The 18,705-nt window shown below is 70.3% G+C and carries 19 protein-coding genes and 3 pseudogenes; 9 read left to right on the forward strand and 13 right to left on the reverse strand.

Annotated elements, in window-relative coordinates; all coding sequences use genetic code 11:
- The first annotated feature begins 151 nt into the window (after positions 1-151).
- Positions 152-382, forward strand: coding sequence for a hypothetical protein (locus ABT342_RS30590; protein ID WP_351581059.1), 231 nt, complete (start codon positions 152-154; stop codon positions 380-382).
- Positions 383-1,032: 650 nt separating this feature from the next.
- Here ABT342_RS30590 and ABT342_RS30595 read toward each other — a convergent pair.
- A pseudogene (locus ABT342_RS30595) lies at positions 1,033-1,257 on the reverse strand (hypothetical protein); the annotation flags it as partial.
- A gap of 313 nt (positions 1,258-1,570) precedes the next feature.
- Between ABT342_RS30595 and ABT342_RS30600 the strand changes: the two are divergent.
- A complete protein-coding gene (locus ABT342_RS30600) occupies positions 1,571-2,161 on the forward strand; it encodes a hypothetical protein (protein ID WP_351581061.1) in 591 nt (196 codons plus the stop codon).
- Here ABT342_RS30600 and ABT342_RS30605 read toward each other — a convergent pair.
- The 3 genes from ABT342_RS30605 to ABT342_RS30615 all read right to left on the reverse strand — a co-directional run bounded on the left by ABT342_RS30605 (position 2,154) and on the right by ABT342_RS30615 (position 3,865).
- The gene (locus tag ABT342_RS30605) at positions 2,154-2,447 is read right to left on the reverse strand and encodes a hypothetical protein (protein ID WP_351581062.1); all 294 of its coding nucleotides are present in this window, start codon (positions 2,445-2,447) and stop codon (positions 2,154-2,156) included. The genes ABT342_RS30600 and ABT342_RS30605 overlap by 8 nt on opposite strands.
- A gap of 445 nt (positions 2,448-2,892) precedes the next feature.
- A complete protein-coding gene (ppnP, locus tag ABT342_RS30610; protein ID WP_502965640.1) occupies positions 2,893-3,237 on the reverse strand; it encodes a pyrimidine/purine nucleoside phosphorylase in 345 nt (114 codons plus the stop codon).
- A gap of 100 nt (positions 3,238-3,337) precedes the next feature.
- Entirely contained in the window at positions 3,338-3,865 is a 528-nt protein-coding gene (locus ABT342_RS30615; RefSeq protein WP_351581064.1) for a cupin domain-containing protein, read from the reverse strand.
- A gap of 128 nt (positions 3,866-3,993) precedes the next feature.
- On the opposite strand from ABT342_RS30615, the gene ABT342_RS30620 reads away from it, so the two are divergent.
- The 3 genes from ABT342_RS30620 to ABT342_RS30630 all read left to right on the forward strand — a co-directional run bounded on the left by ABT342_RS30620 (position 3,994) and on the right by ABT342_RS30630 (position 5,772).
- A complete protein-coding gene (locus ABT342_RS30620) occupies positions 3,994-4,842 on the forward strand; it encodes a LysR family transcriptional regulator (RefSeq protein ID WP_351581066.1) in 849 nt (282 codons plus the stop codon).
- Positions 4,843-4,940: 98 nt separating this feature from the next.
- Positions 4,941-5,372, forward strand: coding sequence for a DUF5958 family protein (locus ABT342_RS30625; protein ID WP_351581068.1), 432 nt, complete (start codon positions 4,941-4,943; stop codon positions 5,370-5,372).
- The gene (locus ABT342_RS30630) at positions 5,260-5,772 is read left to right on the forward strand and encodes a phosphodiester glycosidase family protein (RefSeq protein WP_351581070.1); all 513 of its coding nucleotides are present in this window, start codon (positions 5,260-5,262) and stop codon (positions 5,770-5,772) included. The genes ABT342_RS30625 and ABT342_RS30630 overlap by 113 nt, the downstream gene beginning before the upstream one ends.
- Positions 5,773-5,954: 182 nt before the next feature.
- Here ABT342_RS30630 and ABT342_RS30635 read toward each other — a convergent pair whose 3' ends face one another.
- The 5 genes from ABT342_RS30635 to ABT342_RS30655 all read right to left on the reverse strand — a co-directional run bounded on the left by ABT342_RS30635 (position 5,955) and on the right by ABT342_RS30655 (position 10,612).
- Positions 5,955-6,998 (reverse strand): methyltransferase, encoded by a 1,044-nt coding sequence (locus tag ABT342_RS30635; RefSeq protein ID WP_502965641.1) that lies wholly within the window; start codon positions 6,996-6,998, stop codon positions 5,955-5,957.
- A gap of 61 nt (positions 6,999-7,059) precedes the next feature.
- Positions 7,060-7,890 (reverse strand): helix-turn-helix transcriptional regulator, encoded by an 831-nt coding sequence (locus tag ABT342_RS30640; RefSeq protein WP_351581074.1) that lies wholly within the window; start codon positions 7,888-7,890, stop codon positions 7,060-7,062.
- 394 nt (positions 7,891-8,284) lie between these two features.
- The gene (locus ABT342_RS30645; RefSeq protein ID WP_351581076.1) at positions 8,285-8,770 is read right to left on the reverse strand and encodes a hypothetical protein; all 486 of its coding nucleotides are present in this window, start codon (positions 8,768-8,770) and stop codon (positions 8,285-8,287) included.
- Positions 8,767-9,276, reverse strand: a complete 510-nt coding sequence (locus ABT342_RS30650) for an RNA polymerase sigma factor (protein ID WP_351581078.1) — start codon at positions 9,274-9,276, stop codon at positions 8,767-8,769. Before ABT342_RS30650 ends, ABT342_RS30645 begins: the two co-directional genes overlap by 4 nt.
- The gene (locus ABT342_RS30655) at positions 9,266-10,612 is read right to left on the reverse strand and encodes an alpha/beta fold hydrolase (RefSeq protein WP_351581080.1); all 1,347 of its coding nucleotides are present in this window, start codon (positions 10,610-10,612) and stop codon (positions 9,266-9,268) included. The genes ABT342_RS30650 and ABT342_RS30655 overlap by 11 nt, the downstream gene beginning before the upstream one ends.
- Positions 10,613-11,072: 460 nt before the next feature.
- On the opposite strand from ABT342_RS30655, the gene ABT342_RS30660 reads away from it, so the two are divergent.
- A complete protein-coding gene (locus ABT342_RS30660; protein ID WP_351581082.1) occupies positions 11,073-11,195 on the forward strand; it encodes a hypothetical protein in 123 nt (40 codons plus the stop codon).
- Between the two features lie 347 nt (positions 11,196-11,542).
- Positions 11,543-12,817 (forward strand): hypothetical protein, encoded by a 1,275-nt coding sequence (locus ABT342_RS30665; RefSeq protein WP_351581084.1) that lies wholly within the window; start codon positions 11,543-11,545, stop codon positions 12,815-12,817.
- A 171-nt stretch (positions 12,818-12,988) separates the two neighbouring features.
- Here the strand turns inward: ABT342_RS30665 and ABT342_RS30670 are convergent.
- The 4 genes and pseudogenes from ABT342_RS30670 to ABT342_RS30685 form a co-directional block, all read right to left on the reverse strand.
- Positions 12,989-13,573: pseudogene (locus ABT342_RS30670) on the reverse strand (SMI1/KNR4 family protein); the annotation flags it as partial.
- Positions 13,574-13,714: 141 nt separating this feature from the next.
- A complete protein-coding gene (locus tag ABT342_RS30675; protein ID WP_351581088.1) occupies positions 13,715-14,461 on the reverse strand; it encodes an SDR family NAD(P)-dependent oxidoreductase in 747 nt (248 codons plus the stop codon).
- Positions 14,458-15,450: an alpha/beta hydrolase family protein gene (locus ABT342_RS30680; protein WP_351581090.1), complete on the reverse strand. Its 993-nt coding sequence runs from the start codon at positions 15,448-15,450 to the stop codon at positions 14,458-14,460. The genes ABT342_RS30675 and ABT342_RS30680 overlap by 4 nt, the downstream gene beginning before the upstream one ends.
- Positions 15,447-16,367: a zinc-binding dehydrogenase gene (locus ABT342_RS30685; protein ID WP_351581092.1), complete on the reverse strand. Its 921-nt coding sequence runs from the start codon at positions 16,365-16,367 to the stop codon at positions 15,447-15,449. The genes ABT342_RS30680 and ABT342_RS30685 overlap by 4 nt, the downstream gene beginning before the upstream one ends.
- Before the next feature lie 89 nt (positions 16,368-16,456).
- On the opposite strand from ABT342_RS30685, the gene ABT342_RS30690 reads away from it, so the two are divergent.
- Complete coding sequence (locus tag ABT342_RS30690; RefSeq protein WP_351581094.1) at positions 16,457-17,401, forward strand: LysR family transcriptional regulator; 945 nt, start codon at positions 16,457-16,459, stop codon at positions 17,399-17,401.
- A 433-nt stretch (positions 17,402-17,834) separates the two neighbouring features.
- Positions 17,835-18,091: pseudogene (locus ABT342_RS30695) on the forward strand (oxidoreductase); the annotation flags it as partial.
- Positions 18,092-18,705: the final 614 nt, after the last annotated feature.

The raw sequence follows: 18,705 nt of genomic DNA on the forward strand, positions 1-18,705 counted from the left end.
CGGTGGAGCAAGCGCGATCTGGGAGCGGGGCCGGGAGGCGGCGCGAAACGGGCGCGCCCCCGACCAGGACGAGCGTAGGCTTGCGATCATGGTTCGTCCGGTGGAGTGGAGTTGACCAGGTGTGATGCCTCCGTACTGCACGATTTGCCACGTGTCCGACAGGGACCACGACTATGAGACGTTCACGCTCGTGTACTTCCGTGCGATAGAACCACCGCTCGATCGCGCGGGGCATCCCGAGAACGCCCTCTGGTTCTGCAAGGACCACGTCCGATACACCGAGGGCAAGACCCATATGAGTGCCATCCTGGCCATGGTTCACATACGAGCGGCGATCCGGCGCAACGCTCGAAACCCCTGGCCACTCACCAGCTTGCCCTGAGCCCCGTGCCTTCGCCCCCGATTCACGGGGCACGGGTGCCGAACAGTTGTCGGGCGGAAGACGCAGTCTCGCGCTGCCGCAGCCGTGGGGGCCGTCAGCCCGGCAGCGTCGGGCGCAACGCGGTACGCGACGGCCCCCACTCCCCTCACATGGCAGACATTCCGCGCTGCCTCCCGGCCCCGTGTGGCACAGGACACGGGCGGCACCTGGGCGATGGGTGCAAGGCCGGGTGTCGAGCGAGGTCACAGGCCCTGGGCGAGGTCTCGCAGTACCCGAGGGATGTTGCCGCCACGCCGAGATCGCTCCTGGCTGCGGCCTGCCGGGCACGTCCTCAACGTTGGCATGTTCTGCAGCGGGCTGCTCGCCGCCTGGCCGCGGCCTGTTCGACCCGGGCGATCAGCACGCGGTCGGCCTGGTCCAGGACGTCAGACCACGCGCCGCCGTACGCCGTCGGGTCCACCCCGGTCAGGGGCGTCAGCCACAGGTCGGCGTGCGACTGGAGCCTCCCTTCGGGAGAGCGATGGTCGAGTTCGGTGCCGCACGGCATCGTGCCGTGAGTCACGGAACACTAGTTCCACTGATCGTTTCCGCATGGGGCTGAGCTGGTCACCCGTCGTCGAGCCGCTGAAGAACCTGCGTGAAGTCACGCCCGTCTGGGACCACCTCTTCATCAGTCGCTCGACCTCGGCGAGAGTGAACATGGTCGCGCTCCAGCGGGAGCCGTCCACTGTCAACCGCACCTCGACGTCGACGTTGCAGACGGCATCCAGATTTTCGCCCGCGTTGGGCAAGAACGACGCCTCGAACCGATCTGTGCGGACGCGGTACCAAGGTTCATCCCAACCCTGGTCGACCTCGTTCCCTGTGTTGGTCATCCGGTGAGTATCGCGATCCGCCTCGGTGTGCTCAATGGACTCTCTTTCTTGCGAGTCGTGTTAACGGCTCTGGTCCCGGGATCATGCGGCGGAGGCTGGTGCGGGCTGCGGCGAGGTCGTCTTCGATCACGCTCCGACAGCGTGACACGGTCAGGAGCACGCCGCATCCAGCCGTGGTCAGTTGCTCAGGCGAGCCTGCGGCAATCGCCGACGCTGGATCGCGTACGCCCGCCTGGCGTCGGTGACGCCACTTGCCCCGGCGGTGCCGAAGGGCGCCTACGGTGTGCTACGGGGCGGCGGATAGCGTAAGGGCATGGCGATGACGGGGAAGCGGCGGGTCCTGTACCGGCAGGGCACTGGGTTCTGGCGGATGACGGCGAAGTGGGTTCTGGTCTTCGGAGCCCTGTACCTGCTGGACGGCGGGGTGCTCCGGTCATGGGGCGACGCTCTGGTCTGGCCGATGATCGGGATCCTGCTGTGGGTGCCGTTCGGGATCGGCGTCGTCTGGTACCCGAAGAAGGACCAGCGGGTCGCGCTGACGACGCGTGAACTGCGTGTACGGCGCAAGCGGCTGCCGATGGAGAAGGTGAACCTGCTGCACGTGGCGCGGCTGTGGCTGGAGGGACGGTCAACCGCGGACGACCAGCCGGTGCTGGAATGGCCACGGTTCGACCGGGTGGTGTGGGTACCGCTTCGGGACGGCCGCGCGTTCGGCCTGGAGTTCCGCGACCCGGCCGCGTTCGCCAAGGTTTTCGGCGCCTTCGCGATCGAGGCGTGCGGCGGGCCCGACATCGTCCGTGCGAGGGCCGCAGCGGAGACCTACCCGGATCCGCTCCCGATGCGGCCCCGCCGCCCCGCCGACGACGGAGGCTCCCGGCTGGACATCCTGGATATCTTCAACTGAGAGCCGGACACGCACAGCCAGCGAGTGGGCGCAGCCCCGGGTCCTCCCACGCGAAGCGGCGCAGCAGCACGGTCAGCGGACTCACGGTGGTCTCGTGCCGGTTCAGCTGCGTCTGCACGCAGCCCTCGGCCGGGTGGCCCGGCATCAGCTTCTCCCGGATCGTCTGCCACGAGTCCACGGGAGTGCGGGGCGGCCCGAGCCACGCCATCTTGAACGCCCACCACGTGGCCAGGTCCGCCACACACACCACATCCAACAGCTCACGCGGGTGCGCCACCGTATTCATGCCCTCTGTAAGGGCCTTCTCGATATTGCCTACCGGGTCCGACCGGGTCGGATCCATCGCCCTGCCAGCTGTGGGAGTGGGCGAGCACCCCGTAGATCGGCGCGCCGAACAGCTCCGGGCACGGATCACCCGCCCTGAGAGCGGTAAGACGTCACACCTGCTTCAGCTAATCCGTGATAGAGGGTGCTTCATTCCAACCTGTAGTCCCTCCATGTCCTGATTCATGAAGGAGCAAGCCAGCTGGCGGCTGCGATGGGGGGCGGCGAGGAGCGGGTTCCTACGCGCGCGCAGCGCGTAGGAACGGGCCTGAGGCCGGCTCGTCGGGCCTGGGGGCCTGCGGCTCCGGACGGGTTCGGGGCCTTGTTTCGCTCGGCCTGGGACGGCCCGCTGCGCGGGGCTGGGTGACCCCGTTTCGGGGGATCCAGGCCTTGGCCCTCCGATCAGGTCAGTCGCGGTATTCGCAGAGGTAGGCGGTTTCGACCGTCACCTTGAGCTGGAACTTGCTGTCTCCAGGAACATGGAATTGGGTGCCGGACTGGAAAGTCTCCCACTCATCAGCTTGAGGCAGTTTTACGGTGAGGGAGCCACTGATCACATGCATGATCTCCCGGTGGCTGGTGCCGAACTCGTATTCTCCGGGAGCCATGACACCGACAGTCGCCGGCCCTTCCCCTCCGGTGAAGGCGATCGACTTGACCGCGCCGTCGAAGTATTCATTGACTTTGAACATGGAATCCTTCTCAAAGGAGAGCGAAGTTTGACAGCCGGGCTTTCGCGTGCCGACGGCCACGTCACACTACCAATGCCGATCGTCCGGTCATCAAGGCTCCAACGCTCCGCGTGGGAAGTACGCACCAGACCCGGCGAACGGATGATCTGCAAGTAGCGTCCTACAGGTCGGCGGCCTCTCGGGCCGCCCGGGAGGCCTCCCACAGCGGGCTCTCGCAGAAGTGGACATCGTAGGTGTCGTGCATCTCCTCCAGCTCCTCCGGTGAGAATGTGCCGCGCAGCACCTCCGGCAGGACCCTGAAGTAGTCGAAACGCTGGACACCCGGTGTGATGAGGACCAGCAGTTCGACCGGTCCGTCCGGGCTCGCCCCGAAGGCATGTACCAAGCCCGGCGGCACACCGACAGCGCCGCCGCGCCCGACCGTCACGATCTCGTCCCCCAGCAGGATCTCCAGGGAGCCGTCGAGTACGTAGAACACCTCCCAGGAACGCTTGTGGACATGAGGCTTGGCGTTGGCGGTTCCGGCGGCGATCGTGCCGCTGGATACGCTGAAGGCGCCGCTGCTCGCGTCGCTGTCGGCCAGCAGACGCATGGGGCTGGGCCCGTCGAGGATCTCGGCGTCGGCGGCGTGGACGACGACGGCCTGGGGCTGGGTCTGGGTCTGGGGCTGGGGCTGGGTCTGGGGCATGGTGATTCCCTGTTCGATGTGTACTGAAGTGGCCGGGACGAGCAGAACAAGCACACCTCGGGAACAAGTTCCGTCCAAGAAGCACTTCACTCTCACAGTGATCACCGATCGTCATGAGGGGCGGGGCCGTGGACCTGGAGATCCGGCAGCTTCGGTACTTCGTCGCCGTCGCCGAGACCGGTGGCTTCGGCAGTGCCGCACGCAGCTTGCACATCGTCCAGGCCGCCGTCAGCCGACAGATCCAGCGCCTCGAACGCTCCCTGGGCGTCCAGCTGTTCGACCGGTCCACCCGGCACGTGCGGCTGACCCGAGCCGGGGAACGGCTGCTCGCCGAGGCGCGTGCGGTACTGGACGCCGTTGAGCACACCCGCACGGTCGCCGCGGAACTGGCCGCGGAGAACCGGCAGACGCTGCACCTGGGCACCACACGGGCCTTCGACGCCCGTACGTACCAACTACTGGACGACCTGGCCGAGACCGCACCGGACGTGCGCGTCCGGCTCCATCGCTTCGCACCGGACGAGCGCCTGGCCGCCGTACGTTCCGGCGAACTGGACGCCGCGGTCGTCCGCGTGCTCGACGGTGCGCCCGGCTTGGACTTCACCGCCCTGTGGACGGACAGCCTGATGGCCGCGGTCCCCCTCGGTCACCCCCTCGCCGAGCACGAGAGCCTCAGCCTCGGGCAACTGGCAGGACTGCCCCTTCGCTTGGCGCCGCAACGGAACAATCCGGCGTTCCACAAACTGATCATGTCGGCCTGCCAAGACGCGGGATTCGTGCCACCGCTCGGCCCACCCTTCACGACTTTCGAGGCAACGCTGTACGACATCGCAGTCGGGGAGCCGTCCTGGACGGTGTTCTACCCACTCGGCGACCTGCCCCGAGCGCCACGCGCCGCGTTGCGCCCTCTCACCGGCATCACCGTCACAGCCTTCCTGGCCCCGGCCAGAACATCACACCGGCGATCCGACACCTGATAACTGCAGCACGACGCCGGCACGCTTCACCGGAGCCCCCGGGCCGCGTCGAGCCAGACCACCCCCGACCCGAACCGGCAACATGGAATCATCAAGAGATGACCGAAACGAGCACCGCGGACGACCGCTCCTTCCGGCGCGAGACCGAGCAGGTCGTCAACGAAATCGCCCAGGAACTGCGCACATTGGACGACGGGACGTCCTGGTTCACCGGCCTCTCCCCCGCCCGCCGACAGGATGTACTGCAGGAGCTCGCCGGCTACGCGATGCAAGCACACATCACCGCCGCGGACGGCCGCGCGGGCGTGGCACGGTCCGGGGTGAAGCCCACGGCCAACCCCTCGGTGATGATCTGCATGGACCCACCCCGCTACGGGTTCGCGAGGCTCCCCGCCGACGAACACGTGAAAGCGTTCCGTGTCCTCGTCTCCGTATTCGCCATCGCTGACACCCGCCGCAGGGAAACGTACTGCAAAGGCACCTGCGGACACTCATGGCACCACCTACCCACCCCCGCCGAAGAGCCGTAACAGCGGTTGCCCCCAGCACCGTCACCCGCCGACAGCCAACCGCTGCCACCACACCACCCACTCACACCGAGGACGCAGGCTGCCGCAGACCAGCATCGGCGTCGCCGTGCACCAAGCAGCGGCCCTCATGAAATGGCTCGGCGCGAAGGACGCCCTGAGCCTCGGCTCCGGCGGCGACACCACCCTCCTGATCAACGGCACCCTCTACAACCGCCCCATGGACAACTGGCGGGCGCCCGCACGCGTCGAGCGCCCCGCCGGCAACGCCGTCGTCGTCGTCCCGCGATGCCGATCGCTCCGAGCCGGCCGACGCACCGGCCCGGAGCAGAGACCGCAACGCTCGGACGGCCGACCGGGAGGGCCGCCCCACAAGGTCGCGCGCTCCTCGATCGTGCGCTGATGGCAAGGCTCCACTGACGAGGCGAGCCGACTCGTCAAGCTGTTCGCCACCACCTCGGGACCCCGTGGCGAACGCTTGACCGACCGGGTTGTTCACAGGACGGTCCGCAGGCGCCGGCTCTGCGGGCCGAGGCACTCACCACGCGTGCCGCTTTCACCGGGTGCTCGGCGCGCGGTCTGTGGTCAGCCGGCCACCGCCTCGATCAGGGAATAGGGGGCGGCCTCCGCGAGCGGGGTGACCGACGTGACGCGCAGGCCCGCTTGGCGGCACACCTCCTCGAAGTCCGCGCGGGTGCGTTCCCTGCCACCGACGTTCACCATCATGTTGAGGTCGCTCAGGTAGGTGCCCTCGTCCTCGGCGCCGACGACCTCGGGAAGCACGGGCTCCACGATCAGAACGACGCCACCGGGCGGCAGCACCTGGCGGCAGTGGCGCAGGATCGTGACCGCCTGGGCGTCCGTCCAGTCGTGCAGGATGCTCTTCACGAGGTACACGTCCGAGCCCTGCGGGACCGAATGGAAGAAGTCCCCGGCAATGAGGGAGCAGCGCTCCTCCAGTCCGTGCCGCGCCAGTGTCTTCGCAGCCTCTGCCAGGCCGTCGGCAGTATCGAAGACCACGCCGGCGAGAGCCGGGTGCGCTTCGAGGACAGCGGCCAGGAGGGTGCCGCTGCCTCCACCGACGTCCGTGACCGAGGCGAACCGGCTGAAGTCGAAGGCTCGCGGCAGCACGGCGGCGGTCTCGGAAACGACCTGGCTCATGGCCGCGTTGAAGTCCGCGGAGAGCTCGGGGCGCCGGGCGAGGTGGCTGAAGAAGTCCGTGCCGAAGACGGAATCGAAGGCGATCTCCCCCGTACGGACACTGCTGTCCAGGTGCTCCCAGGCGCGCACGATCGCCGGATCGGTGAACATGCGGACGAACGACGTGAGGGAGTCGGGGTGGCCGGGGCCGAGGAGCGCGCCCGCCGGGGTCACCGAGAACGTGTCGGGGGCGTGTTCCGCGAGCAGGCCCAGGGCGGCCAGGGCACGCAGCAGGCGTGTCATGGGCTGGTGCGCGGTCCCGGCTCCGACGGCCACCTCGGCAGCTGTGCGCGACCCGTCGCCGATCAGTTCCACGACCCCCAGGCGCACCGCCGCGCGCAGGGTGTGCGCGGCCATGCTCCCGAACGCGAGCCGGACGACGAGTTCCCGGCCTGCCGCCGTCTGTGCGGCTCGGACCTCGGTATTCATCACAGGTCTTGCTTCCTTCCTTACGAGTCGACCGATCACCGATCGGTCTGGATACGGACAGTCAGGTCTCGGTGGACGCGGTCAGGCCGGCGAGCGCACCGGGCGTGCACCCGGCGAGGGCCTGGACGTCGCGGTGGAGATGGGGCTGGTCGGCGTATCCACACGCCACGGCGACGTCGCCGGCGCGCTCGCCGGCGAGGAGCGCCCGGGCGGCGTGGTCGAAGCGGACCAGCATGGCGGCGCGCTTGGGGGTCAGGCCGACCTGGGAGCTGAACCTGGCCCAGAGCCGCTTGCGGCTCCATCCGCAGGACGCGGCGAGGTCGCCGACCCGCACTCGGCCCCGGTCGGCCACGATGGCGTCCCAGGCGGCGGCGACCTCGGCCGCCATGGGAGGGGCCCCTGCGGCCCTCCGTCTGAGGAATCCCTCCGTGAGCGCGAGGCGTTCCTGCCAGGATGCGGTGTCGGCCAACTGCTCGCGCAGCAGCCGGGCGTGCCGCCCCCAGAGGTCCTCGAGTCCGGTGATGGAGCCGTCCAGTTCGAGCGGGGAAACACCCAGCAGGGCATAGGCGGCCCGGGGTGACAACGCCACCTCGACGCATTCGACGCCCTCGCCGCGGATACGGGCCGGACCTGGCGACAGGGAGGCAACGAGACCACTCAGTGGCCGGTGCCCGAAGGCGCTCTCCACCGTGACCGGGTCGGCTCCGAGCCCGATGACGACGATGACGGCGGGCTGCGGCAGCACCCGCATGTCCAGCCCGCCGGCCGTACGGTCCCGGAACCCGGCCATCCGCACGCCGTCGAGAGAGGTGCCGCCCAGGGGGTGGGCGACCTCCCAGCGGTCGTCAGCAGTGCGCTCTCGGGGCGCGTCCCCCGCGTCGTCTCTGAGCATGCCTCCAGGCTCGCTGAAGTCGCAGGCCTTGTCTTGAACAAAAGTTCCGCGGCCGATTCAGCGGTCCTGCCGTGCACGGGGCTGACAGCAGCCTCACCGACACGAAGCCGAGAGGTCGCGGACGGGCCGTCCGAGAGCCCCGTTCAGCGCTCCCGGCCCGTTGCTCGGCTCCCTCACCCTCGACTACGAACCCGAGCTCGCTCAGCTCGACGAGAAGGGCCACCGTCCGCCGCGGTCCGTGGCCACCGACGACCCGGCAGCCGGGCTGTAGGTGCCGGGCGCCGAGCGGGGCCGTCACACTGCCCGCCCGGCATCCGGAGCGCATGGGCACAGGGGTGGTGACGGGCGATCGCCGTGGATCGGTCCAAGGCGATGGGCGAGACGGGCAACCCGGTCACGCTGCCGGGCCCGTCTGCCGGTCGGCCACCCGTTCCGCGAGGCGGGTCATCGCACGGGACAACTCGGACGCCGTGCCGAACGGGACGACCGCCGGGGCCCGCCCCGGGACGCGGACCCGGACACCGCCGGTCAGCGCCACCCGGGTGCCGCCGCCCGGCCCCGGCACCGGGGCCGCCGCCATCCCGATGAGCAGGAACCGGCTCTGCAGCCAGCACCAGCCCGGCCGGACGAAGCCACGCAGGTGCGCGCGGAATCCGTACTTGCTGCGGGCCAGTACGTCGACCCGGTCGCCCGCGACCCGCAGCACCCGCACGCTCCGCATGTCCGGCTGGAAGCGTCCGAACTCGCCCTCCAGGTCTGCCATCACCGCCCACACCTGCTCGAACGGGACGGGCAGCACCTCCTCGGCGATCCGCGCGCCGCGGACCCCGGCCGCCATGATGCGCAGCCGTTCCACCGGATCGATCTCGTGCGTCGTCATGAGGACCATGCCTTTCGGAAGCTCATCCGGGCCCGGTGCAGCCGGGACTTGGCGGTGCCGGCCGGGACGCCGAGCAACGCGGCCGCGGCCTCCTCGTCCAGGCCCTCGATGTCCCGCAGCACCAGGACGGCCCGGTGAGCAGGGGAGAGCCGGGCCAGTACGTCGTCGATGTCCGCGGCGAGCTGCGGATCACCGTGCTCGGGCAGGTCGGCCAGCTCTGCGGGTTGGGCCCGCGCCGCCCGCTGGGCGATCCGTACCGCCTCCCGCACGGCGATGGCCCGCACCCACCCGTACAGCGCCTGCGGATCCTTCAGGGACCGCAGCGACCGGAACACGGCGAGCAGGGTCTCCTGGGCGGCGTCCGGGCCGTCGGCGAGGGCGATGGGGGTGCAGATCCGGGCGATGTACGGGGTGAGGTGGTCCAGGAGTTCGTGCAGCGCGAGCGTGTCCCCGGCCCGCGCCGCCCGCGCCAGGGCCACCCCCCGGTCCCTGCGGTCAGTGGTCACGCAAGAACTCTTCCATCAGCCGGTTCACCCGGTCCGGGCAGTCCAGGGTGAGCGCGTGCCCGCAGCCGTCCAGGACCGTCACCTGCGCGTGGGGCAGGAGCCGCCCGAAGCGATCGGCCTGGGCGGCGGGCAGGACACTGTCCTGGCGTCCCCAGATGACGAGGACCGGCTGCCGGGTCGCGGGCATCGCGGCCTCGGTCTCGCGCCAGTCCAGGCCGCGCTCCAGGCGGTAGACGGAACGCCGGTTGGTCTCGCGAGTGCCGGGAGCCCACGCCGCGTCCACGAGTTCGTCGGTGATCCGGTCCTGGTTCACGAACAGTCCCCGCAGCGAGGACTCGGCGGCCGAGCGGCCCGCGCCGAGGTTCGTCAGCAGTTCCCCGACGACAGGCAGCTTGAGGGCCTCCCAGAGCATGGGGTCCCGTTCGTCGAGCCCGGAGGGCGCGAGCAGGGCGAGCCGGGTCACCCGCTCGGGGTGGCGCTGGGCATAGGCGAGGGCGAAGCCGCCGCTCCAGGAGTTCCCCGCCAGGGCGGCCCGGGGGATCTCCATGGCGTCCAGGAAGCTACCGATGGCCATGGTCATGCCGTCCAGGTCCCAGGTCAGGGACCGGTCACGGAGCTCGGTGAACCCCTGGCCGGGGAGGTCGAGGACGTAGACGGTGTGCGTCCGGGAGAGAGCGGTGAGCTGCTCACGCCAGGCGAAGGTCCAGGACGCGCCGGGGGAAAGCAGCACCACCGGCGAACCGCCCTCGCCCAGGCGGACGTAGTGGAAGCGGGCGACGGGCGTCTCGACGTACCGGTCCCCGGGCGGCGCGGCGTAGCCGGGCGCCTCGGCGGGCTGCCAGGCATACGCAGTGCCCGCGGCGAGCACGGCGAGGGCGAGCGGCAGCGCGAGTGCCCTCCGGGCCCGGGGGGTGACCAGGCGGGTGGCGGCCAGCCAGCCGAAGCCGAGGCAGAGCGGGGTGTAGAGGAGCAGATTGAGCCAGTAGAACACCGGGCCGGCCCCGTCGCCGACGCCGAGCGCCCACGCCACGCCGATCAGCCCACGGACCAGGAGTCCCGCGGCGACGGCGAAGGACACCAGCCCGGCGAGCCGCCCGCCCCGGCCGTACGCGCGGGCGAGGACGGCTGCCGCGGCGCTGAACAGCACCAGCGCCAGCGGCAGCACCACATGCGGGGCGAAGGACACGACTCCGCCGATGACGCCGAGCGACAGCGCCCGCTGGTCGGGCGCGGGCCAGGTCAGTCCGGTGGCCCAGTAGACGTGGGCGAGTCCGTCCACGGCGAGCAGACCGGCGACCGCCCGGCCTGCCCGCCGTCGTGCGTTGATGTCAAACACGAGTTCCCCTGGAGTGTTGGTGAACAACCGACACCCCGAGGAGGAGGCACCCCGGGAGGACGTTCCCTGTGGGCCGTGTCACATCATCACCGAACTCCACCTCGCCCAGCAGTTGCCGACGGGCCTCGACCCCGGCGGTGTCGGGGTCGGTGAAGACCGGGGAAATGGCAGCGATCACCCTGCCGCTGGTCAGCGCCCACACCGGATAGGGGTCCTGGCGGCACGACGCCGAGCGCAACTGCCGCACCAGCCGCGGCGCCGCCCGGGATTCAGCACGTGCCACCGCCGGACCCCTACACAGAGTGACAAACAAGTGGGTGGTCGGCTCCTCGAGTCCGCCGAAGGAATCGGAGAGGAGACGTGGTCACTCGTTCTCAGCGCCGGCAGACACGACCTGCCGACGGTGAACCAGTACGCACTGGTTGCCCATGAAGCGCTGTAGCCGGCTGGCGCGGTGCGCGTGGCTGCACCCGGGTCACTGCCACCTGTGCGTCGGTGCGGCCAGGACGACAGCCACCTCGTCGGCCGCCTGCTGATCGCACTGGGCATCCCGTTCCGCGCCCACAACCACCTGATGCTGTGAGGCGGAGGTACCGCACACGTGGGATTCCGCGCCGGGTACCCCCACTCCGCACCGATCTCACCCCGGACGATGTCCCTGCCCACGAAGCCGAGCATGTCCAAGGAGTGGCGGCGGTCCTGGCGGGCTCACGAAGGAATGGCCCGGGCTCGCCCCGGCGGAGTTCGGGCCGGTGGCCGCCGGCGTCACCGTCCTGGCCCTGCTGGGGCATCGGGGCACCGCGCCCGCCTTGCCGTGTGCACTCCGATGGTGCGGGAAACCCGGAGCGCCCGGCCGCGTTCACGGCGTGAGGCCGTCCGGCACACGCCCCCACAGGGTGCGATCAGTGGCCGGGGCTACTGTGCTGCCGTATGAAGATCGAATCGCTTCTCGAGGACCTGGACAGCGACGACGCCGCGCGCATGGAGGCCGCCGCCGCACGGCTGGCGGAGCAGGCCGACACCGTGGTGCCGACGCTGCTGCACGGTGTGGCCGGCGTACAGCGGACCGCCGATCTCCAGCCGGTCATGCGGGCGTTGCGGCACATCGGGCCGCGCGCCTTCGACGGCGTACTGGCGGCCTGGCGGCGCAAGGAGGTGACGGACTGGCAGGCGGGGCGGCTCCTCGGGGTGTTCGACGAGCGCTGCGCCGACCAGTACGCGGCCCTGGCGGCCGATCCGGACTACGGGAAGTCGGGCGACGGCTTCCAGGGTCTCGTCAGGCTGCGGGTGGACTCCGAAGCCGGACTGCGGGCCCTGGTGGGCTGCTTCGCCCGCGGTCGCCTCATCCCCTACAAGGCATCCGACTACGCGCGCCTGCTGCACGACTCCTTCCGGCCGCGGCTGCGCTCCCTGCGCCGCGACCCGGCCGCGTCCCCGAGGGTCCGGAGGGGCGCGATGGCGGCGCTGATGGCGGGCGGCGGCGCCGACGCGCTCGACGACCGCGACCGGGCGGCGCTCGAGCGGCTGATACGAGTGAAGATCCTGGACGAGATCCCGAGGCTTCCGTCGTCGACGCTCAGCGGCTGGTGGATGGCCGTGCCCGGGGCGACCTACGAGGGGGTCTTCGAGGCCCTGGGCCTGCACGACCGGCGGCCCGTCACGACCGCCGCCGGCGTCCAGGCGGCGGAAAGCCGGGAGATCCGGGTACCCGGGCCGGACGACGCCGGCCGCACCGTGGGGCGCGCCTTCGTCACCCCGGAGCTGAACGGCTGGCGCCTGGTCTTCGGTCCCTTCGACCTGCTCGTAGGCGACCCCTGGGACGGCATGATCGAGACGGTCGAGCGGGTCAGCGTCCACTGCGGCCAGGCCCAGTTCTTCTTCCTGGACGACGCCGGCGGCTCCGACGTGTGGATGGTCGCCGAGAACGGCCGGGTGATCCGTCAGTACGCCGCCGAGAGCGACCCCGAATGGGAGGGCGACCCGCTGCCGTGGGAAACCCTCGCGGTCGACGACCCGCACTTCGACCCCGAGTACGACGAGGCCCTGCCCAACGCGGGCACCACAGGCGCCCGGTCCGCCTGCGGGTACCTCTCGGTCGACCCCGACAACGTCGGCCCGGACACCCAGGTGCGCGGCCACGGCTGGCTGGCCCTCACCGCACCGGGCGTCGGCCACGGCGCGTTCCCCGGGACGCTCCGCATCTGAGGCACACCGACGGCGCCCCGGCGCCGTCGGTCCCACCTGGACGCCCCACGAGGCGCTCAGGTGGGCCAACTGGAAGACGGTGTGACTGCGCCGTAGTGGCTGGGAACCGGGGCTGCGGGCGGTGATCGCCTCTCCGCTGCCCTGGACTGCGTCGTCCCGTGTGACCCCCGCTTACGTCAAGGGACCGAGGTCGCCTTCGATGACAGTCCGGATGATCGGGGGCCGGTCCCACAGGGCGAGGAGTTCGTTGGCGAGGTCCGCGACGGCCAGGGGGTCCTCGTCGTGGCGTACGTTGATGGCGGCCGCCGACAGGGTGCGCGGGACGGCTTGGGCATCGAGAAGGATCCGCCACTCCTGCGGCCCGAGTTCCAGGTACTCCAGCCCGGTCAGCTCGGCGATTTGCAAGGGGGCGGCGAGCGTGCCGGGGTAGGCGGTGAGGGTCCGCAGCCGCGGCAGTTCCGTCAGCGGTGCGAGGCTGAGCGGCGGATCGTCCCACACGCCGATGGACAGCACTTCCAGTCCGGGGTGGGCAGCGGCCTCGATGCTCCGCAGGCTCGATGCGTTGACCCAAGCCACGGCAGGTGCCCGTTGATCTTCCTGGCTACTGGCTTCCGCGACGGGCCGGTCCAGCACCAGGTCGGTGAGGGAGTCGGCGACGAGCGCGGCGCCGACGCTCTCCTCGTGGGAGAGGAGGATGACCTGTCCGGTGTGTCCGCGGGGGCCTGGCGTCAGATCGACGACGGCGCCGGCACCGCCCCGGGCGCCGGATCGGGAAGGCGATGCCAGGGCTCAGGAACCGCACCCTCGACCAGGACGAGCGCCCCCGGATACGGGCCGATACCGGACTCCGCGGCCGGGCTGGGACGGCCCGGTTCCCTGGGCCGTCGGCCTGAACGGTCAAGCAGGTACGGCACTGACCAGGCCTCCGTCGATGACGAGATCCTGACCGTTGATGTAGGACGCCTCGCCCGAGGCGAGGAACGCCACCGCCGCAGCCACTTCTTCCGGGCGTCCGAAGCGGCCGGCGACGATCCGGCGGGTGACGGCCTCTGCCTCCGCTGTGGTCAGCGCGGCGGCGGGGTACATCGGGGTGTCGATATAGCCGGGGCTGACGGAATTGACGCGGATCCCGCGCGTGGCGAGTGCGGCGGCGAGAGTTCGGGCCAGGTTGTGCGCGGCGGCTTTGGTCGCCGAGTAGAGGGTCAGGACACTGTTGCCCCGGTGGAGGGTCCAGGAGGCGTTGATGACGATCGAGCCTCCGTCTGCCAGCAGCGGCAGTGCCTTTTGCACAGTGAAGAACACGCCCTTGAAGTTGACGTCGATGCCGTGGTCGAAGTCCGGCTCGGTGATGTTCTCGAACGGCAGGAAGGTGCCGGTGCCGGCGTTCGCGAAGAGGCTGTCCAGCCGGCCGTGACGGTCCCGGACGGTCTCCATCAGTGTGTCCACCGCGCTGAGGTCGGCGGCGTCGGCCACGATCCCCGTGGCATTGGGGCCGAGGTGGTGGACGGCGGAGTCCAGTCGTGCACGGGTGCGGCCGGTGACGATGACGTGGGCACCTTCGGCGACGAGGCGGTGTGCGGTCGCCAGCCCCATGCCGCTGGTGCCACCCGTGATGAGGACGGTCTTCCCGGTGAAGCGGTTCATGCTGGTGTTCCCATCAGGCTGTGCGTGATGTGGTCGCTGAGGAGGGGCAGCCAGTCCGGCCGTGCGTTTCCGAGGAGGTGGTCGCCGTGTGGGACGGGCAGGTAGGTGCCGTGCGGCGCCAGGCGGGCCAGGCGCTCGCCGTTCGTCACGCCGGGGATGACGTCCTGGCCGCCGTCCACGACCAGCAGCGGGGCCGCGATGTGGGGTGCCAGGGCGGCGAGGTCCACGTGGTGTGCGAACTCGCGAGCGGCGTCGGCTCCTCCGGCGCGCTGGGCCATGATGCCCCGTACCGGCGGAGGCAGTTCCTCCCAGTCGAGGCGGAAGGGACCGCTGACGGTGGCGACGGCCGCCACGCGCGGCTCGAGCGCCGCGGCCCGGGCCGCGAAATAGCCGCCCAGACTCAGGCCGACGAGCCCGATCCGTGCGACGTCGAGGGCATCGATGACCCGGCCCACGACCCGCTCGTAGTCCGGCACGAACGTCGTGGTGGCCGCGAGCACTCCCTGCCCGGGGCCGTCCATCGCGAACACCGCCAGTCCTCGGGCCAGCAGCGCATCCACGAGATCGAGGAACTCCTCCTTGGCCGAGTCCAGGCCGGGGACGACGACCACGGTCCCAGGCGCGTGGGAGGGGCCACGCAGCCAGCCGGTGAATCCCTCGCCCCTCACCCGCCTCGCACCGGGCTCCAGCACGGTGAGAGCTCTGCTCAAGGCGTGATCCGCCTCGACGGCAGCACGATGTGCTTCCGCGTACGGCGCCAGGGTCGCCAGGTGGAACCACCGGGCCGCCATCAACAGGTACTCACCTGCCGAGAGGGCTGATCCCACGTCCTCCGCGCGCTGGAGGTAGTCGTGTCCGGTGCGAAGGAATGCCGGCCCCCAGTCGGCGACGGAGGTGAGGCCATCGGTGACGCGCCGATACTCGTGAGGGTCCACCCCTGCACCGGTGGCCCGTGTCCACTGGGCGGCGACGAACTCGGTGGCGTTCATCGGGCTCCTCCGGTCAGCAGGACGGCCTTGCCACGTATCCGGCGCTCTCGCAGGTCGACCAGGGTGTCGGCGGTCTGTGCCCAGTCGGCGATGCGGCCGATCTCCGGGTGCAACCGGCCCTGTTCCACGAGGCTCACCAGTGCTGCGAGATCGGAGCCGTACGGGGCGCCGGCATAGTGGAAGTGCTGGATCGTGACGCGCTCGGGCCCACCAAGGAGCTCGAAGAAGTCGAGGGAGACCGGGGTGCGGCTCGCCTGGCCGAACCAGACGAGCAGACCGCCCGGACGCACCTTCGACAGGGCAAGTGGCAGATCCGGCCCACCCGTGGACTCCAGCACGACATCGAACGGTCCCTGAGCCGCCGCGACCTCGTGCACCACCTTCGCGCCCAGCTCCGCGAGCCGCTCGCCGCGCACCGGCGTGGCCGTCACCGCGGTCAGCTCGGCTCCGGCCCCCACGGCGAGCTCGGTGACGTAGTGACCGACGCCACCTGAGGCGCCGGTCAGCAGCACCCGGCGGCCGGCCAGGGAACCGGCCGTACGCAGCAGCCGCAAGGCAGTGATCCCGGCCAGGGGCAGAGCCGCCGCCCGTGCGCTGTCGATGCTGTCCGGGAGTACCGCGAGCGAGTGTGTGGGCACAGCGGCGTATTCGGCCCAGCCGCCCTGCGCCGGGTGCCCGACCACGCGGGTGCCGATGCCGGGGCCGGAGCCGTCGGCAGCCGCCTGGACGACGAGCCCTGCGATGTCCTTGCCGGGCAGCAGCTCCGGCCGGGGGCGTTCGAGGAGGAATGTCTCGCCCCGGTTCGGGGCGAACGCCTCGACCTTGATCAGTGCCTCACCCGGCTCCGGTGCGGGTGGGGAGACCTCGGCGAAGGCGACCGGGCGCGCCGCTTCTCCCGTGGGAATCAGTCTTTGCATGGAGAGGATGCAACCCCCACTGCCGCCGCGCGATCCAACAACGAACAAGCAAAGCCGACAACTTCTGGTTGTCACCTATGGTGGGAGCCATGGATCTCGACGTGGCGCAGGTACGTGCCTTTGTGCGCACCGCCGAGGAACTGCACTTCGGTCGGGCGGCCGGGACGCTCGCGATCTCCCAGCAGGCGCTGTCCAAGCGGATCGCGCGGCTGGAATCCCTGCTCGGTACCGAGCTGTTCCAGCGCGGCGGCAACGGAGTACGCCTCACCGAGGCCGGACAGCGTTTCCTCCCGCCGGCCCGGCAGACCGTGGCCGCCGCCGACGCCGCGGTCGCGGCGGTGTCCGGGAAGGAACATCCGCTGCGTGTCGACGTATGGGGGCACCTCTACGCGCCGATGCGGACGCTGGCCCAGGTTGCCGGACGAGCCGGGGAACTGGCGCTGGGCCACGGGCGCGACCTGCCGTCGGTGACGACGGCACTGCTGCACGGCGACATCGACGCGGCTTTCGGCCGCGTCCACCCCCCGCTGCCCGCCGGACTGGCACACCGCCTCGTCCGCCTCGAACCGGTGGACGCCGTACTGAGCACGCACCATCCACTGGCAGCCGAACCAGCTTTGCGGCCAGGCCAATTGCGCGGCAGCACGCTCTGGGCACCCGGTGCACTGGACCGGCTCGACTTCCTCCACAGGTTCGCCGACCGATTCGGCATCCGGAACACGGCCACGGGCGTCAACCTGGGGCTCGCCCACTTCCTCGCCGAGGTGGCGGAAGAGCCGCGGCGCTTCTCGCTGGTGCCTGCCGATGTGCCACTGCCGGAGGTCCCAGGGGTGCGCGCCGTCCCCCTGGTCGATCCGACTCCGCTGTACGCCTGGTCGCTGGTGTGGCGCGCTGGAAACGGACACCCCGGCCTGAACGGCCTCGCCGCCGCCTGCGCCGAGGAAGCAGGGCGAAGCCGATGGCTGGAGTACGACCCGACCCGCGACTGGCTGCCTGAACCACCCACGAGCGGTCCCGGCCCTGAACGAGAGTGATCTCGGGCGCGTGTGCCGGCGGGGCCGTGAGCTTGCCGTTTCACCTCGGCGCGAGATGAGTCGGGCGAGCGACTCTGTGGGCCGGCAGAACCATGCGAGAAGAGGGCTGGTGACCACGATCCAATGGACACTGATTCGGCCCTGCTCCTTTGTCCAGTATCAGTGGGGCCTCATCCCGGTAGACGTAGGGCAGATGTCGGCGACGGGCCGGAACTCCGGCTGTCAGCAGCACTGGCGAGGCGACAAGGATGGCCACCGGGACCAGGGCTCTCGCTGCGGTGAGCTTCGCCTTCTCCTCGTATCGCATGCGCTCAGTGTGCTGATCCTCGATGCCGCTTGTCAGCCTGTCCTGCGGGGCCTGGTGCCGACGTTGTGGTGTGCGGGTCGGGTGTAGGACGCGCCGGTAGTGAGGACTCGTCCGTCCGGTCGTTCGTTCGGAGAGTGGATCGAGCTGTCCCGCGCCGTCGGCAGACACACCGGTCCGGTGATCACCGCCGACTCGGCAGGGCTGCTCACGAACGGTGTGGCCGAGTACATGGGGGCCAGTCACTGCCGATGTGGCTGGTCGAACCAGGCTGGGAAGGGTTTTCCGCCCGGGACGGGTCTGCGGCGCGCGCCGTAGGGCTGCGTCATCGGCCCCGGGCGGAGCTGCTGGCCGACACGCTGCTCTGGGAACGCGAGCAGGGTCTGCACCAGGGGCTTCATCACGCACGATCAGCGAGGAATCTGGTCGGTGAACACCTGTCACCTCAGCCCTCCAACTGCACGCGGTGCACCGGAAGTTCCTGCGGGAACCGGCCCCCCTGCTACAGAACCTTGCCGCCGCAGTGGAGAAGACCTGCCACCAACACCGCGCCTGCCTGCCTGCCTGCGAAATTAGCGCCGACGAGGAAACCTGCCACATCCCAGAGGCGCCACCGCTGGTGCAGCTCCCACTCCACGAACTGCCCCGGACGCAGACCCTCTAACGGGCCGGCATCGCTACGCCGACATCCAGAATCTTGTCGCCGCAGGCTGGACCATCAGCGCCATCACCAGACGCCTCCACCTGGACCGCAAGAGCGTCCGTCGCTTCCGCGACACCGACCTTGACCAGCTCCTGGCCTCCGTATGAGCGCTGACCCGCCGGAGTGCTGGAGCCGTTCAAGCCATGATGGAGTTGCCCGAGCGCTTCGACTCATGGAAGGGCATCCACCACCGGCTGCGGAACTAGTAGGGCTTGGTCAGGTCGGGTGTGGTTGAGCGTGTCCTTCTGGTTCGGTGTTGCGTTGAGAGGGCGTGACTCCGGACGAGATTGCGGCTGT

Origin of the sequence: Streptomyces sp. NPDC000410, assembly GCF_040300305.1 — a bacterium.
Lineage (GTDB): Bacteria > Actinomycetota > Actinomycetes > Streptomycetales > Streptomycetaceae > Streptomyces.

Bases quoted from the DNA above. Each gene is read 5' to 3' on its own strand.
- ABT342_RS30690 (WP_351581094.1), top strand. From the start codon at position 16,457: ATGGATCTCGACGTGGCGCAGGTACGTGCCTTTGTGCGCACCGCCGAG.
- ABT342_RS30685 (WP_351581092.1), bottom strand. From the start codon at position 16,367: ATGCAAAGACTGATTCCCACGGGAGAAGCGGCGCGCCCGGTCGCCTTC.
- ABT342_RS30600 (WP_351581061.1), top strand. From the start codon at position 1,571: ATGGCGATGACGGGGAAGCGGCGGGTCCTGTACCGGCAGGGCACTGGG.
- ABT342_RS30680 (WP_351581090.1), bottom strand. From the start codon at position 15,450: ATGAACGCCACCGAGTTCGTCGCCGCCCAGTGGACACGGGCCACCGGT.
- ABT342_RS30635 (WP_502965641.1), bottom strand. From the start codon at position 6,998: ATGAATACCGAGGTCCGAGCCGCACAGACGGCGGCAGGCCGGGAACTC.
- ABT342_RS30665 (WP_351581084.1), top strand. From the start codon at position 11,543: ATGAAGATCGAATCGCTTCTCGAGGACCTGGACAGCGACGACGCCGCG.
- ABT342_RS30615 (WP_351581064.1), bottom strand. From the start codon at position 3,865: ATGCCCCAGACCCAGCCCCAGCCCCAGACCCAGACCCAGCCCCAGGCC.
- ABT342_RS30645 (WP_351581076.1), bottom strand. From the start codon at position 8,770: ATGACGACGCACGAGATCGATCCGGTGGAACGGCTGCGCATCATGGCG.
- ABT342_RS30625 (WP_351581068.1), top strand. From the start codon at position 4,941: ATGACCGAAACGAGCACCGCGGACGACCGCTCCTTCCGGCGCGAGACC.
- ABT342_RS30640 (WP_351581074.1), bottom strand. From the start codon at position 7,890: ATGCTCAGAGACGACGCGGGGGACGCGCCCCGAGAGCGCACTGCTGAC.
- ABT342_RS30605 (WP_351581062.1), bottom strand. From the start codon at position 2,447: ATGAATACGGTGGCGCACCCGCGTGAGCTGTTGGATGTGGTGTGTGTG.
- ABT342_RS30675 (WP_351581088.1), bottom strand. From the start codon at position 14,461: ATGAACCGCTTCACCGGGAAGACCGTCCTCATCACGGGTGGCACCAGC.